This is a genomic window from Halomonas sp., from assembly GCF_029263665.1.
Classification (GTDB): domain Bacteria; phylum Pseudomonadota; class Gammaproteobacteria; order Pseudomonadales; family Halomonadaceae; genus Halomonas.
This window is the reverse complement of sequence record NZ_JAJUFQ010000004.1, coordinates 264,020-278,762: the sequence shown is the minus strand read 5'-3', so window position 1 is coordinate 278,762 and position 14,743 is coordinate 264,020. Positions and strand designations below refer to the sequence as shown.

The 14,743-nt window shown below is 52.5% G+C and carries 13 protein-coding genes; 5 read left to right on the top strand and 8 right to left on the bottom strand.

Going from position 1 to position 14,743, the window contains the following annotated elements:
- Positions 1–28 precede the first annotated feature (28 nt).
- From Q1K07_RS06070 to Q1K07_RS06045, 6 genes are all read right to left on the bottom strand, one after another.
- Positions 29–955 carry a DUF6708 domain-containing protein gene (locus Q1K07_RS06070; RefSeq protein ID WP_300309208.1) on the bottom strand — a complete coding sequence of 309 codons (927 nt, stop codon included), beginning with the start codon at positions 953–955 and terminating at the stop codon, positions 29–31.
- A 10-nt stretch (positions 956–965) separates the two neighbouring features.
- Positions 966–3,608 (bottom strand): T6SS effector BTH_I2691 family protein, encoded by a 2,643-nt coding sequence (locus Q1K07_RS06065; protein ID WP_300309207.1) that lies wholly within the window; start codon positions 3,606–3,608, stop codon positions 966–968.
- Between the two features lie 305 nt (positions 3,609–3,913).
- Complete coding sequence (locus Q1K07_RS06060; protein ID WP_300309206.1) at positions 3,914–4,144, bottom strand: hypothetical protein; 231 nt, start codon at positions 4,142–4,144, stop codon at positions 3,914–3,916.
- 1 nt (position 4,145) lies between these two features.
- On the bottom strand, positions 4,146–4,451 hold the full coding sequence (locus Q1K07_RS06055; protein ID WP_300309268.1) for a right-handed parallel beta-helix repeat-containing protein: 306 nt from the start codon (positions 4,449–4,451) through the stop codon (positions 4,146–4,148).
- 509 nt (positions 4,452–4,960) lie between these two features.
- Positions 4,961–5,341: a hypothetical protein gene (locus Q1K07_RS06050; RefSeq protein WP_300309205.1), complete on the bottom strand. Its 381-nt coding sequence runs from the start codon at positions 5,339–5,341 to the stop codon at positions 4,961–4,963.
- A gap of 268 nt (positions 5,342–5,609) precedes the next feature.
- A complete protein-coding gene (locus Q1K07_RS06045; RefSeq protein WP_300309204.1) occupies positions 5,610–6,650 on the bottom strand; it encodes a calcium/sodium antiporter in 1,041 nt (346 codons plus the stop codon).
- Positions 6,651–7,097: 447 nt separating this feature from the next.
- Here Q1K07_RS06045 and Q1K07_RS06040 point away from each other — a divergent pair, with 447 nt between their 5' ends.
- Positions 7,098–7,352: a DNA-binding protein gene (locus tag Q1K07_RS06040; RefSeq protein ID WP_300309203.1), complete on the top strand. Its 255-nt coding sequence runs from the start codon at positions 7,098–7,100 to the stop codon at positions 7,350–7,352.
- A 458-nt stretch (positions 7,353–7,810) separates the two neighbouring features.
- Entirely contained in the window at positions 7,811–8,224 is a 414-nt protein-coding gene (locus Q1K07_RS06035; RefSeq protein WP_300309202.1) for an EVE domain-containing protein, read from the top strand.
- Positions 8,225–8,431: 207 nt separating this feature from the next.
- Here Q1K07_RS06035 and katG read toward each other — a convergent pair whose 3' ends face one another.
- Positions 8,432–10,549, bottom strand: a complete 2,118-nt coding sequence (gene katG / locus Q1K07_RS06030; protein WP_300309267.1) for a catalase/peroxidase HPI — start codon at positions 10,547–10,549, stop codon at positions 8,432–8,434.
- Between the two features lie 710 nt (positions 10,550–11,259).
- Here katG and Q1K07_RS06025 point away from each other — a divergent pair.
- Positions 11,260–11,667, top strand: coding sequence for a VOC family protein (locus Q1K07_RS06025; RefSeq protein WP_300309201.1), 408 nt, complete (start codon positions 11,260–11,262; stop codon positions 11,665–11,667).
- Between the two features lie 121 nt (positions 11,668–11,788).
- Positions 11,789–12,805, top strand: coding sequence for a hypothetical protein (locus Q1K07_RS06020; protein WP_300309200.1), 1,017 nt, complete (start codon positions 11,789–11,791; stop codon positions 12,803–12,805).
- Between the two features lie 111 nt (positions 12,806–12,916).
- On the opposite strand, the gene Q1K07_RS06015 is transcribed toward Q1K07_RS06020, so the two are convergent.
- Positions 12,917–13,714: an IclR family transcriptional regulator gene (locus tag Q1K07_RS06015; protein WP_300309199.1), complete on the bottom strand. Its 798-nt coding sequence runs from the start codon at positions 13,712–13,714 to the stop codon at positions 12,917–12,919.
- 170 nt (positions 13,715–13,884) lie between these two features.
- On the opposite strand from Q1K07_RS06015, the gene Q1K07_RS06010 reads away from it, so the two are divergent.
- The gene (locus tag Q1K07_RS06010) at positions 13,885–14,646 is read left to right on the top strand and encodes an enoyl-CoA hydratase/isomerase family protein (RefSeq protein WP_300309198.1); all 762 of its coding nucleotides are present in this window, start codon (positions 13,885–13,887) and stop codon (positions 14,644–14,646) included.
- Positions 14,647–14,743: the final 97 nt, after the last annotated feature.

The window sequence follows — 14,743 nt, the reverse complement described above, 5'->3', positions numbered from 1 at the left end:
CCGATGTCATCGACCTCGGGCGCTGGACTTACTTCTCTTCACAGGCTTTGCGAATATCCTCGGGCCAAGTCACCCGTTTGCTGGTGAGCATCGAAATAAAGTGCCCAAACGAAAATAGCGTCAGGAACGGGGATAGCAGGATCATCCGAGACACTGCTGGACCAGTATTCATCCCGCGAGCTCTGTCTTGTTTCAGTTCACGTGTCAGGAACCAGCGTTGGAAAGATTCCTTGAGTGAAAGGTTGTCGGTAAGGTACCAGTCAGGCTCTGGGACGCTGTCAGGCCCATCTTCCATGAAACGGCGAATATACTCCCACCAGGCTAGGCAGTCCTCGCGACCATGGACTTCATCTCCTACCGCAAAGCTATCGTAATAGCGTTGGCGCTCCGGATCGGCGGCAATCATCGCCACTGCATAGCGGTCACCTTTGGTGTTTTTAACGAAAGCTAGCATGTCATCCCAGTTATAGCTTCTGGGGCCTCCAAGATCAGGAGAATAGAATACGTGCACCTGACGAGTCTTTCGGTTAAAACGAATCGCGCCATGACGATAGGTGAACCAGTCTTTGCTAACATTGAGATTCAATAGAAGAAATATAAATGCAACTATTGTTACGACTATAATGGCCAAAAGTAAGAAGTACCAAAAATCAACGCCATCTGAAAAATCCCCAATAACTTGAAAAAAGAAGATCAAAGACCATGCAATAACTGCAAAACAAGGTAGCCCCATCATGGCAGTAAATAGACCACGTTGGCTCCTCTCATCGACATGAGTGGTTTCTAGGTAAACATTGTTTTTTCTATAAATAGCACCAGGTGTATAAATTTTTTCAGCTGCAGGTTGGTCATGGGAAAGTGCATCGCTGATATTCTGATCCATTTTTATGGAGTCCGAGAACCAATCACGATCACGGTCCTTGTACATAATCTTCAGTGCATATTCATGCAGCATAAAACAATCCCTATTGATTGCTGATCTCATAGAATTTATCGAGTGCGGCCTGAAGACTCTCAAATTTCTCAGCCCCTGTGCCAAATACACAGCGCTCCAGCCATTCCTCTAGGGCATCCTTTTGAATCATTACGGTCAATATAGCTAACGCGAGGCCGATCCAACCTAACCTGGAGGCCACCATTGCCCAGCCTGCACGGCTGATGACAAACTTACCTATCATAGCTTCTGCCCCAGTTATCACCCCGACACGCTGTGCAGCAGCAGCCAGCGATGTTGCCCCTGCAGCAGCGAATATTCCACCAGAGCTGAAGTAGATTACTGACATCGCCCAATCATCATTGTGACGAGCATCGACGCCCTTGATAAAGAACCACACAGAAAACGTCCAATAGCCTACTGCAACCAGCGCGGCTGATCCCCATGTTACAGCTCGATAAATAGGACTCTTAGGCTCTCCTGCACCATAGATGATCGCAGAGGTAGTGGTGGCCAGTGAGCTCACTAGAAAAGCGGTGGATGCGGCAAAGTTACTGACTCTTTCCGCTTGGCTGGTGTAACTGGTATTACTTCCCAGTTGATTCCATGCCATGGCGACATTAAAGACTTCCAGTGATGAGGCGAATACCCCGAACCAGGTGCCAGGAGTCATGGCGTTTTTGATGGACTGGCGGCGTTCTTCCAAGGCGAGGTCTGCATTATGCTGGACAGCTGCCATCGCATCGGCCCCAAGCTCGGTTGTCGAGAATGCCCATAGAGGCTGGCTTCCTTGAGTGCCTGGTAAGTTCATGAAGGGGAAGGCATGCGTGTGGTTGCCCCTCATAGCGTGCACGGCGACTTCATTACTCCATAGTATGCTGTCATAGAGATTCGACAATTGGCCGAGGTTGGCGTTGAAATGTAGTATCTGCAAATCACTGCCGTAACGTCCCCAACTGATGCCATGCAGGAGTCGCGCTATCCCGTTGTTGGTAATCTCAGTGGCATGGACGACCCCCAGTTTTTTGGCCAGGACACCCGTAGTGTCAGCAATCAGGTTTTCCAGAGGTGTGCGTTTTTCACTGTCGATACCCAGCAAGGTCTTGAGAGGTCCAATAACTCGTCGGCCCCAGGTGACTGCATCCCCCGCAGTATATTCGGTAGCGATTTCGATGGCGGGCTCATGATTGAGGTAGAACGCGCGCCATATCAAAGAGTCTGGATCACTGATGGGGCGGTCTAGCAACGCCTCGATAGTCTCATCACCATCTTTCGTGTTGCTGCTACCTGTAATCATGGCAGCCACTGCTGTTTCATAGGCCACGCCATCCTCCAGGCTTTGAAGGTCGTAGCTGTACATGGCATCCATTACAGCAGTGGATAGCAACCATTGACTGTGCACTTTTGCTAACTCGTCGATAGTAGCCTTTTTATTGTCTATATCGGTTTTGTACTCGGTAGCAAAGGTGTCACGTGCCGTTTCGTCATAACGCTCTAGGTACTTGGCCCAGCTCTGTTCAATGGCATGTGCTCGATGATCTATCGCTCGATCTTCTGCCAGTTCCTCACGTCCTCGAATGATTCGCTCACGTTCCAGGTTGCTGAACCTGGCCCATAGCTCCTGTTGCTGTTCTTCCGGCAGAGCGTCGAAGTCATCTGCGAGTCTCTGGTGGCCGAATAATGGCATTTCCGGTCCGTTTTCCAGATATGTATCTACCTGTTCGGCTCTCCGGTTTTGAATGGCTTCACGAAAACCCAGGATAATATCCGATGTCATCTTTTTCTCGACGTTGTCTGTATCGTAGACATAGTCGTTGAGCCGACGTTGGGCATTGTTGCGGAACTGGTTCAGTGACGCGGTGATACCAATCGGGTCATCGATCGCTAGCACTACACCTTTGTCCTTCAGCTCCGGTGCATCGCGCACAATCCAGTTCATGCGCTCAAGCAGTTGCTCGGGATCTAGAAAAGTTTGAGCACGGAAGCCCGGGTACGGAAAACAGTCGCCCTCCAGAAGGTCTTCTTGAGGGCGACCGCTGTATTCGGGAACGAAGCGGGAAACATCTTGCGGTGGCATAGCAGAGTCTGCTGATTGATCAGCGATCCAGCTGGCAACGTCGAACGGCTGCATCACACGATCACGGATTCCGTCTTCATTGGCGGCCATGGTATCCAGCATGGCGTTCGTCCATTGGTGATCCGAATATGCGACGTGAACGATACCTGCCTGCTGTGCGTCGGGAATGCTGATCAGCAAAGCGGAGATGTTGTTCGTGGCGATGTTGCAGGGAGCTTCGACATGCTCATTCTCATTGGCTGTTGGAGGTTCACCTTTTGGAGGAAACTCACACAGACGTGAATCAGTGGTGATCATCCAAGCTTGCCAACGCTGGCGGGCTTCATCGTACAGATAGAGAAAGCCTTCGCGCATCAAGCGCAGCACATAACGTGCTGGGCCGGGATCTACTGAGCAGTGATCAGTGACTCGGCTGGCCATTTGCCAGGGAAGGTCTTCATTCCATGCACTTTTATTGCGATCAACGACGGCATAGCGCACGGGGAGAATGGGGAGCCCTACACGGCTACAAAAGGGGCAGTCCCCATCATTAGTGCCAACCGTAGAGTTGGCTTCCACTGCAGCGGCTATCGCTGCTGGGTCAATGGTGAACGTCACGCTAGGCCCTCCTCCATGAAGGTTGCTATCACACATCATCGCATGTTCAAGCTGTATAACAACCAACCGGCAGTGGCAATAGGATGGAGTGCACTTTCAGAAGTGTCCTGCGTTGGCTGGTCTTCCTGAGCTGGCTCCAGCCGTACCCCGCGGCGCGCCGTCGACACCCCGCCCCGCCTGCGCGCTAAACCTGTCGCTTTTCCTGCACTCATGCATATAGGTTGATATTCCGCAATGACTGGCCCTGTCTAAGGCAGCGGGGATATCTAAAATCATGCGAAATCATGCAGTTTTCTTCGTTATGACTAGAGATGGAAAATCTTCTTGAGTTTTCTTGTCAGTGCTCTGAGGTTTATGCCGATTCCAAAAAAATTAGGTTTCAGCTCAATGATCTCATCATGGTTATCGTTCGAATAAGCCTCATTGTCTTTGGCTTTGAAACCTTTAACTCTTTCAACCTTTGCCATTTGCCCCTTTTTTGACTTATTTCTAGTTAATTCAATGTCTTCTGAATCCTTGATATCGAACATTGGCATTTTAAGAATCTCCTCTATTCATCAACGCCATGCGCACAGCTGCTGTAATAGGGTTTAATAAGAAGGTCTGGCCTTCAACGTTGTCTTCAGCAACGAGCCCTGATGTGTGTCGAACCTTTACCCCAGTTTCTGTGTCAAGAAACTTATTTCTAGATACGGTTGCGTTTCGAGACCTGCGAATCTCAACACCTGTATCAAATCCTGAGAACTTGTTGCCTACTATCACTGGGTTATAACACTCTTCAATCAAAATTCCTGTGGACATCTCTGCTCCCTGACGTTGCTCGACCGTTGAAGAGAAACACAGCCATATCTTAGCTCAGCACTCTTTACATGGTTCAGAAAGGGTGGGGGTACTCGGAAAAAGGTAACAAAGGTGACAGGGCGGATTTTCTTTCTTAACTCACTGTTTTGTAATGGTTATTTCGTTACCTTTAAAAGGTCGCAAAAGGTAACGCAAAAGGTAACGCATCGCTAAGTGACTGATTTATATGGATTGAAGAAAATAGGAATGTCACCTTCTAAAAAGGTAACGCGTTACCTTTCCATCACCTTTTTGTTACCTTTTGAACAGTCGTTTTAAATTTATATAAATCAATTGGTTAAGTTTGTTTTTGGAAAGACGTTACCTTTGTTACCTTTTTCCGAGCCCCCCACGGATTCTAGGATTTCCTCGCGTATGGCATGCGCCTGCACGCGTAACAAGCAGATCTTCTGTTGACCACGGGAACACCCTGGGAATAGAAAACGAAGGGAATTGGTGATTGTTTCATTAAAAATCAATAGGATATGTCGTATTTTGGTTGTGTAGAGGCTCTAGAGGTGGTTTCGAATCCCTCCCCCTCCGCCACAGAATTGAGAAAATGGGATCAAGCGAAAGCTTGATCCCATTTTTGCGTTTTCAGATCCGGCACTACTGGCTTCGCCATCGAGCCAGCTCAAGTGCAAGCTATCCTCGTGCCCATTGCCGTGGTCCAGCCCCGCAATAGACGCCGTGCTCCATTCGATCATTAACAGCTTCTCACTTGCGTAGCTGTTGTCGTTGTCGTGGTTGTATTCTCGGTTCACTTCTCTCAGCCAGTCGAGTAGTACTTTGACCGTGGCGAAGGAGTGGGCTCTATCTATTTCATCCTGCTCGGCCATCTCTCTTGCGACAGCATCGATGCGCTCCAGCGTCAGCTCGATGCGTTGCTTCATTACTCTCTCCTGATGTGATCCAGAGCGACCTTATCACCTTCGCCAGATCCCAGACTAGATGAGACCATTCCAGTAGGCAGTGCCCCTGGCGTGCCGTCGACACCCCGCCTGCGAGCGAAAGCTGTCAGTTTTTATGCGCCCTACATAGTGGGTGAAGCCCGGTCAAGACTGGGCTGACGAGGGTAATCAGGAGGGAAGGTTTTCATGCAAAATAGGGCATTTCTATCTACCTGATTCTTCTGACCAGAGAAAGCTCCAGGTAGACAAGCTACGTCCGTCGTTTTTCCTGCAATACCAGCACCGTGAGCGTCAGGGCAGTGAGAGGAAGTACGAAATAGATCATTACTGTGCTGAACCCATGCAAAGCATCATGGTGCGTCACCTGTAGCACCAGGTAGATGGTATAAGCAAAGTAATAGCCAAGCAGCACTCCGCCTTCCCAACGACTGATTGTCCCTCCAGTCAGGCAGATCGGCAGGCAAGCCAGCGCCACTGTTATCATCACCGGTATATCAAAACTCAGCATGGCCGTGGAGACGGCAATCCCAGAAGGTGCTAGTACTCCGGATAATCCAAGTACTCCCAGAATGTTGAAGACGTTACTGCCCACCACATTGCCCACTGCGATATCGCGCTCACCGCGTAGTGCGGCAATGATCGAAGTTACCACCTCGGGTAACGAAGTCCCCGCAGCAACGATCGTTAACCCCACCACTTGTTCGCTGACCCCCAGCGCACCTGCCAGTTCAACCGCTGCACCAACGAACCAGCGTGAGCCCAGCACCAGTAACACCAAACCACCGAACACCATGACCAGATTGCGTGGCAAGGGCGGTGCCTCTACCTCAGGGGATGGCGCTGCTTCACGGCGACTATGCAAGAACAGAAACACCAGGTATGCCGCCAAACTAGTCACTAGCAGTAGACTGTCTAGACGCCCTAGCAGACCATCGAGCGACAGCACCAGGAGCAATGCCGAAAGAGCTATCATTAATGGAATATCCAGGCGAATCAGTTGTGGGGCCACCGTCAGTGGCGCAATCAACGCTGCAATTCCGAGGATGAATAACACGTTGAAGATGTTACTGCCCACCACGTTTCCTATGGCGATGCCAGCCTGATCATCGAAGGCCGCCTTCAAGCTCACTGCTAGCTCCGGGGAACTGGTGCCAAAGGCCACTACCGTAAGGCCAATGATCAATGGCGAGATACCAACCCGTACCGCCAATCGTGATGCGCCTCTCACCAGAACCTCGGCGCCAATAATCAGCAGTGCCAGACCAACGATGAACCCAAGAACCATCATCATATGCACTCCATTTCTTGAGCCGTGACGGCCATAGTTTAGTTATGCCCAGCTTGAACGCTTGAAGGTTCACAAGCCTAGCTACGGATCGCATGCATGAGCATAGCCCCTTGATCGCACTACAGTGTGTAGTGCTCATCGATACGTCTTCCTGGATGGGATATGGCGACTTATGGACATGCTGGATATCTCCACTAACTATCTGTTTATCACCACTACTCATGGTTCTGGGTTTTCATCCACCCATCACCGGAGTGGCAGATAGACTGAGTTCACTCATCACGTTCTGTGGCAGTCCTAGGAAAAGAGGAGGGAACGACGGAATTGCCATAAAAGATGGGGGGACTCGGAAAAAGCTGTGGGAAATGGTGCGCTGGAGCTACGTATAGATTATGGCCCCGGCTATAGGGTCTATTACACCAAGGGGGGCCAGCGGCTGATGATCCCGCCATGGCGCTTGATTACTTGCGTACAGCTTTTGATGAGTTGGACGAGGAAGGAGGGGAGTCAGCCTTTTTGATTGCATTGCGCCACGTGGTGGAGGCTCAGGGAGGTATGGCCGTGGTGGCCGAACGTGCCAAGGTCTCACGTGAAAGTTTGTATCGGGCATTGTCCCCCAAGGGGAATCCCACGCTACGGACAATGACTGCCGTCATCAGGGCGACCGGTATTCAGTTTCACGACCTGACTCATCATGCTTCCTGATGTGGGAGAAGGCTGCTTGAGCTACTGGGTCGAGGGCTATCACCCAGTATTAAGGAATAGCAAATTAGAGATTGGGGTTATTGTTGGAAAAATGAGTTATTGCATTTAAGTAGCTGATTTTGTTTCTTATTCGATGGGGTTTTCTCCGCCACAGAATTGAAAAAACGGGATCAAGTGAAAGCTTGATCTCATTTTTGCGTTTGGGTTGCGCTGAAGGAATTCTGGGTGGTGGACAACTTCCGTGACCGCATCACCCGTAGTGACCAGCTCGCCGGCCATCGGTCCCCACCGCAGCTGGACCAATACAGCATACTGGTGCAGCCTGCACCCATGGCTCATGCTTGGGACCGTACCCCGTATCAATTGCGAGCCGGTATGGATGAGATAAATGCATGTTGTGTGGCAGACCCGGCCTTGGGTGAGAGAAAGCATAAACGAATGAAAAAGAGGGTGAGCTGATGGCGTATTGGTTGTTCAAATCCGAACCTGATGTATTTGGCTGGGATGATCTGGTTGCCAAGGGCGAGCGAGGCGAAGAATGGGACGGTGTACGTAATTACCAGGCACGCAACAATATGCGCTTGATGAAAAAGGGCGATCTTGGCCTGCTTTATCATTCCAATCATGGAAAAGAAGCTGTCGGTATTGTTGAGGTTGTCGCTGAGGCACACCCCGACAGCACTACCGATGATACTCGCTGGGAATGCGTCGATATCAAGGCAGTAAAGCCCTTGCCGCGTGCCGTTTCGCTGGCTCAGGTGAAGTTGGATCCACGTCTTTCCTCAATGGCGCTGGTCAACAATGCGCGTCTTTCCGTGCAGCCCGTCACCGATGAAGAGTGGAATATTGTCATGGAACTGGCTGATTTGTGATGCCCATTGCCATGAAGGGGGACTGCTGAGAGGTTGGATATTGGGGAGAAGTGGTCGAAAACAGAAAAGTCAGGTCGCCAATCCTCTGTGTCTAAGCGTCAGGGGCTAGAGTGGCAGGATTTGTGGGGCAAGGCGGCAGAGGGGAGATGGCAGGCATCAAGAAGGCGGCGTCACCGGACGCCGCCTTTTTCAGTGAGGGTAGCCGTGTTATGGGCGGTCGAGGTTCATGACCTTGGTCCAGGCGGCGACAAAGTCGTTGACGAATTTCTCTTCATTGCCGTCGGAAGCATAGAACTCGGAGACGGCGCGCAGTTCGGCGTTGGAACCAAAGATCAGGTCTACCGGTGTTGCGGTCCACTTGACCTCACCGCTCTTGCGGTCGAGCCCTTGGTACAGGCCTTCTTCTTCGGCAGGCTGCCATTGGGTAGACATGTCCAGCAGGTTGATGAAGAAGTCGTTGCTGAGTGTGCCCGGCTGGTCAGTGAAGACCCCGGCTTCGCTGCCATCGGCATTGGCGTCGAGGACACGCATGCCACCGACCAGCACGGTCATTTCCGGCACGGTAAGGGTCAGCAGATCCGCCTTGTCGACAAGTGCATCTGTGGGGTTCCAGAAACTTTCTTCGGTGAAGTAGTTACGGAAACCATCCGCCTTGGGTTCCAGTACCGCGAAGGAATCGACATCGGTCAGTTCCTGAGTCGTGTCGCCTCGGCCTGGCGTGAAGGGCACTTCGATATCGTAACCGGCATCGGCAGCCGCTTTCTCGATGGCAGTGGCACCGCCAAGTACGATCATATCAGCCAGGGAGATCTGCTTGCTGTCGTTTTCATTGAAGTCATCACGGATCTCTTCCAGCTCATCCAGCACCTTGGTCAGCTCTTCCGGGTTGTTCACCGGCCAGTCTTTCTGCGGTGCCAGTGCAATGCGGGCGCCATTGGCACCGCCACGCAGGTCAGAGCCGCGGAAGGTGGAAGCGGATGCCCAGGCAGTGCGTACCAGTTCTGGAACGCTAAGCTCGGAGTCGAGAATGTCTTCCTTCAAGCCGTCGATATCACTCTCGGAAGCCAGTTCGTAATCCACTTTCGGAATCGGGTCCTGCCAGATCAGGTCTTCGTCCGGTACATCTGGACCCAGGTAGCGGCTGACCGGGCCCATGTCGCGGTGGGTCAGCTTGAACCAGGCGCGAGCGAAGGCATCGGCAAACTCTTCCGGATTCTTGTGGAAGCGCTCGGCAATCTTGCGGTATTTCGGATCCACCTTCAGTGCCAGGTCGGTCGTGAACATCATCGGCGCATGGCGCTTGCTCGGGTCATGCGCGTCGGGTACCAGGTTGTCAGCCTTGTCGCCGACTGGCTTCCACTGGACCGCGCCATTGGGACTGCGAGTCTGTTCCCATTCATAGCCGAACAGGTTGTCGAGGAATTGTTGGGTCCAGGCTGTCGGATTCACTGACCAGGCGCCTTCCAGACCACTGGTGATGGTGTCTTCGGAATGGCCCTTGCCACAAGTGTTCTTCCAGCCCAGGCCTTGCTGTTCGATTGGGGCTGCGGCGGGTTCCGCACCTACGCACTCGGAGGTCTTGTGCGCGCCATGGGCCTTGCCAAAGGTGTGGCCGCCGGCAATCAGGGCAACCACTTCTTCGTCATTCATGGCCATCTGGCCGAAACTGGCACGAATGTGGTCGGCGGCCAGTTGCGGGTCTGGATTGCCGTGAGGACCTTCCGGGTTCACATAGATCAAGCCCATTTCAGCGGCAGCAAGCGGTGGCTTGACTTCTCCATCCTTGCTGAAGCGGTCATCATCGGTAAGCCATTTACTTTCGCTGCCCCAGTAGGTGATGTCGCTTTCCCAATCATCTACACGGCCACCGGCAAAGCCGAAGGTCTTGAAGCCCATGTCTTCCAAGGCTGTGGTTCCGGCCAGCACCATGAGATCGGCCCAGGAAATGTTATTGCCGTATTTCTGCTTGATCGGCCACAGCAAGCGGCGAGCCTTGTCGAGGCTGGCGTTGTCCGGCCAGCTGTTGAGCGGATCGAAGCGTTGCTGGCCTCCACGCGCACCACCACGGCCGTCAAAGATGCGGTAAGTTCCGGCGGCGTGCCAGGCCATGCGGATGAACAAGGGGCCATAGTGATCATAATCTGCTGGCCACCAGTCCTGAGAGTCATGCATCAGCTCGCGCAGGTCAGCCTTTACGGCTTCCAGGTCGAGTGATTGAAAGGCTTTGGCATAGTTGAAGCCTGGGTCCATCGGGTTATTTTCTGCAGCGTGCTGGCGCAGTGGACGCAGGTCCAGTGTCTCTGGCCACCAGTAAGGGCTGGACATGGGGGCGTCAGAAGGTCTGGAATGACCATGGCCTGATTGGCCGATGGGTGTCGCAGTTGCAGCCGCGCTGGATGCCAGCGCAATGGCCATCACCAGAGATGTTGTCTTCCCTTGCATGATCTTGCTCCTGAGAAATCCTAATTAATTTAATTGGGATTTCTACTATATCGGCTTCGATAATGATTTATTGATACATTTGCTCTATGACTTAAATAGAAATAAATTATTTGTGTTTTTCGCATAATAAAATCAATAAAAACAATGTGTTGTTAATGTTTTTTTATGTCTTGTTTGTGCATTTGAATTACTTTTTTATTAATTTTTATACTGTTTTATTACAGTATTTTTATACACTATTCATGAAAAATAGATAGATGAAAGGAAGGGGCTACAGAAGATAAAAAGCCACGGAAGATAAAAGGCATTATATATGCTCTACAATAAAGTGCCTTGCCAAACCAGCAGGAACCTTCCAGGCTTGCGACCTGTATGGGTCGCCTGGGTCGCAGCACTGAGATTTGCCCTTATCCCGGCATCATGGAGCCACCTTGCCATATACGCGATTGTGCGAGTGAAGATACTCCTGCGGCATAGGCATACACTATTCATGATAGAGATATAGATGAAAGGCCATGCCTGCTCGCGCGACAAAGGGGGCATCGCGACGAACCGCAACATGATGCCTTGCTTGATCAGAGGAGGTGGACGACATGTCATCCAGGATCATTCCAACCCTGAGGTATCAGGATGCTGCCTCGGCAACCGAATGGTTGTGCAAGGCATTCGGTTTTGAACGGCATCTGGTGGTCACCGATGACGATGGGCAGGTGGAGCATGCACAGCTAACGCTGAACGGCGACATGATCATGCTTGGCCCCGTTCGTGACGGCCCGTTTGATGAGCTGCAGAAGACTCCCGGTGCCGTTGGTGGTGTGGGGACTCAAAGTCCCTATATTGTTGTTGATGATGTCGATGCACACTATCGTAGAGCCGTTGATGCGGGCGCAGAGGTCATGATGGAACCGGAAGACCAGGGATATGGAGGGCGGCTATACTCGTGCCGGGACCCGGAAGGGCACCTGTGGAACTTTGGTTCCTATGATCCTTGGCAACCATGACCCTTGGTCTCTATGTCCTTGGTCTCTATGTCCTTGGTCTCTATATCCTTGGTAACGATGGACTCTTCACAACATGCCTGATGCATGGTGTGTTTACTTCACCCCAATATGACGAGGCTTCATGAACAAGGTCATTCTTCCTGTCGCACTGCTGGCGCTTGCCACGTGTTTCAACACGGCGGCCATGGCTGATAGTGCTGCGCAACAGAGATTTCGCGATCAAGGTCAGGCACTCGATCTGTCGGGATACCTGCAGGGCAAGAACGATGCTCAGAGTCGCAGCTTTACCTTCGGATCCGCCCACGCTCATGACTTCTCCGTCAAGGATGCAGGGACCTATCGTTTCGAGAGCGAAGCCGCTCCGGGCTTTGCGGATAGCTACCGAATCGAAGCCATGCTGATGGATGCCCGGGGCCAGGTCATCGCCAGAGGAGAAGGCAATGGCAATACGGGTGGTCTGAAACTTGAGCAGCGCCTGGAGCCCGGGGATTATGTTCTACAGGTTCAGGCCAATCGTTTTGGTACCCGAGGCAAACCGGGTGATGGCTACTCCGTGTCGGTGGCCGGCCTGGATGCTCAGGGCAATGAAGTGGATGGCGCTGTCAGTGATGGCGAAGGCCTGCAGTTCGTAGGTCGCGATCGTGAAGGTAATGCCAACGCTTTTGTGCGAGGCGGCGCGGTGGCAACGCTGGGAGCGGGTTCCGCAGCGTCAACCTCTGCTGCAGGTGCTGTTACAGCAGCGGATGAAGGCAGTGCCACTGATGCCTCTTCAGCGGATAGCAAGGAGCTACAGCAGGTTCAGAGCATTGCCACTGATGTGAAGATTCGCGCTCGCGGTGAAGTCTTGACCTTCGAAGTGGCAGAGCAGAGCCAGGTGGTGATCACCACTTCTACCTATCCGGGCGGAGATGAAGATACTTACCGCCTGACATTGGACGTCGTCGATGAGTCCGGACGTGTCGTTGCCAATGGTGCAGGCAAGGCGGGCAATGGAAACGTGAATATCCATACCCAGCTGCCTCAGGGGCGGTACACGATCAACGCATCCGGACAGAAGTTCGGTTCTTCGCATAGCGGCCCGAACAACTATGAGCTGAAGGTCACGCTGGACCAGGATGCGGTGGCTATCGCCAGATAGGCCCTGGTCAGCATTGGTGGCAGGAAGGTAACGGAGAAAAGGGATCAAGTGGAAACGTGATCCCTTTTCTCATCCCGGGAAGGGTGCCCCGAGATGTGCGGTGTCACCTGATCACAGCCTCGACAGCTGTCGTGCCGTTGCAATCAGCAGGTGCGACAGGTTTCGTTCCATTTCCTCGGGCATGCTGCTCGCTCGAGACATCGAGACGCTAATCGCTGCCTGGGGACGGTTATGTCTATCCAGCACGGGCACGGCAATCGAGATATCGGAGAGGAAATACTCTTCTATCGATAGCGCATAGCCCTGGTGCTTGAATTGGGTGAGGCGCTCCAGGATAGCCGGCAGCTCATGCACGGTATTGGGGGTGTAAGGCTTGCGTTCGCTGTGTTCCAGAGCGGCCACGGCTTCCTGTTCTTCCAGTTGCGACAGCATGGCCAATCCTGGTGCGGTACAGAAAGCCGGTAACCTCGAACCGATAGTGATATCCGTATCCAGCATGTTTCGGCTCACCAGGCGGGAAAGATAGACAACATCCTGACCATCAAGAATCGTCAGGCTGACAGACCCTTCCGTTTCCTTGCTCAGATTCAATAGATAGGGACGCACCTTGTCGACCAAAGGGTGCGCGTGCAGATAGTGCGCGGCAAAGTCCAGTGTACGCACACTGGGCTCGATCAGTTGTGTCTCCTCATTGCGCTGCAGATAGCCCAGTTGCATCAAGGTATGGATGAAACGTTGGGCTGCGCTGCGGTCCATGTCGCAACGTTCAGCCAACTGCTTGACGCTCATTGCCGGATGCTCGGCGTCGAAGACCTCAAGAATGCGGAATGCCTTGACGACGCTCTTGACCAGCAAGCGATCCACTTTTTCGTTTTGCTCCTCACCCTTGTTTTTCTCTTTTCTGTTCAAGGTATTACTCCCTATTTCCTCATTCTTCTGACAAGCAGAGTCTCTATCTGGGCAATCTTAGGGCTTTACATTACTCGCATCTTAACTACATTGATTAAATGTAGATCATTGATGATTGCATTGCAATCATGTTGGTTCCAGTAAATAAGACAAACTACCGAGAGGCAATCATGTCGGAACATATTCTCAGCAACAAGCAAGGTCGCGTAGGCATCATTACTCTCAATCGTCCTGAGGTGCTCAATGCGTGGCACAGCGAAATGCGCCAACAGCTCATTGCTGCCCTGGAGATCTTTTCTCATGACAAATCGCTCGGTGCCATTGTGCTCACAGGGGCTGGAGACAGGGCTTTCAGCGCTGGGCAGGACCTGAACGAAACGCGCTCCTTTGATTCCGATCGCGCAGTCACCTGGGTTGGAGAGTGGGAGACGCTCTACGACACGCTACGCAGCAGTCCAAAGCCTATTATCGCGGCACTCAATGGCGTAGCTGCCGGCTCGGCATTCCAGGTAGCACTACTGTGTGATTTTCGCATTGCCCATGCCGGCGTGCGCATGGGGCAGCCGGAGATCAACTCGGGTATCGCCAGTACCACTGGCCCCTGGATCATGCGCGAGCACTTGGGGCTGGCGCGGACCATTGACCTGACGCTGAGCGGCCGCCTGATGGAGGCTGATGAGTCGCATGCGCTTGGTCTAATCAATCGACTAGTAGCGCAAGAGCAGGTGTTGGCGGAAGCCGTGGCATTAGGGGAGGAGCTTGCCGGCAAGCCTCCTGTTGCCATGCGACTGGATCGTCAACGCTTCAAGGAAATCACCGAGCCTGGTTTCCGTGACTGTCTCGAGGCGGGCGTTCGTATCCAGAGCGAGGCATACGCCTCGGGTGAGCCGGCACGCATGATGGAACGTTTTCTCAAGCGGCGTAGCGCTTGAGGGAGAGGGCGGATCACTGGTGCAGGCAGGAAGCGCCAGTGGCGATATGCCAGAGATGATGTGTCAAGAGCGGTATTTCAAGAATGGTATTTCAAGA

Coding starts and splice junctions, on each gene's coding strand:
- Q1K07_RS06070 (WP_300309208.1), bottom strand. CDS start 955: ATGCTGCATGAATATGCACTGAAGATTATGTACAAGGACCGTGATCGT.
- Q1K07_RS06060 (WP_300309206.1), bottom strand. CDS start 4,144: ATGCCAATGTTCGATATCAAGGATTCAGAAGACATTGAATTAACTAGA.
- Q1K07_RS06050 (WP_300309205.1), bottom strand. CDS start 5,341: ATGAAGCAACGCATCGAGCTGACGCTGGAGCGCATCGATGCTGTCGCA.
- Q1K07_RS06045 (WP_300309204.1), bottom strand. CDS start 6,650: ATGATGATGGTTCTTGGGTTCATCGTTGGTCTGGCACTGCTGATTATT.
- Q1K07_RS06040 (WP_300309203.1), top strand. CDS start 7,098: ATGGCGCTTGATTACTTGCGTACAGCTTTTGATGAGTTGGACGAGGAA.
- Q1K07_RS06035 (WP_300309202.1), top strand. CDS start 7,811: ATGGCGTATTGGTTGTTCAAATCCGAACCTGATGTATTTGGCTGGGAT.
- katG (WP_300309267.1), bottom strand. CDS start 10,549: ATGTCCAGCCCTTACTGGTGGCCAGAGACACTGGACCTGCGTCCACTG.
- Q1K07_RS06025 (WP_300309201.1), top strand. CDS start 11,260: ATGTCATCCAGGATCATTCCAACCCTGAGGTATCAGGATGCTGCCTCG.
- Q1K07_RS06020 (WP_300309200.1), top strand. CDS start 11,789: ATGAACAAGGTCATTCTTCCTGTCGCACTGCTGGCGCTTGCCACGTGT.
- Q1K07_RS06010 (WP_300309198.1), top strand. CDS start 13,885: ATGTCGGAACATATTCTCAGCAACAAGCAAGGTCGCGTAGGCATCATT.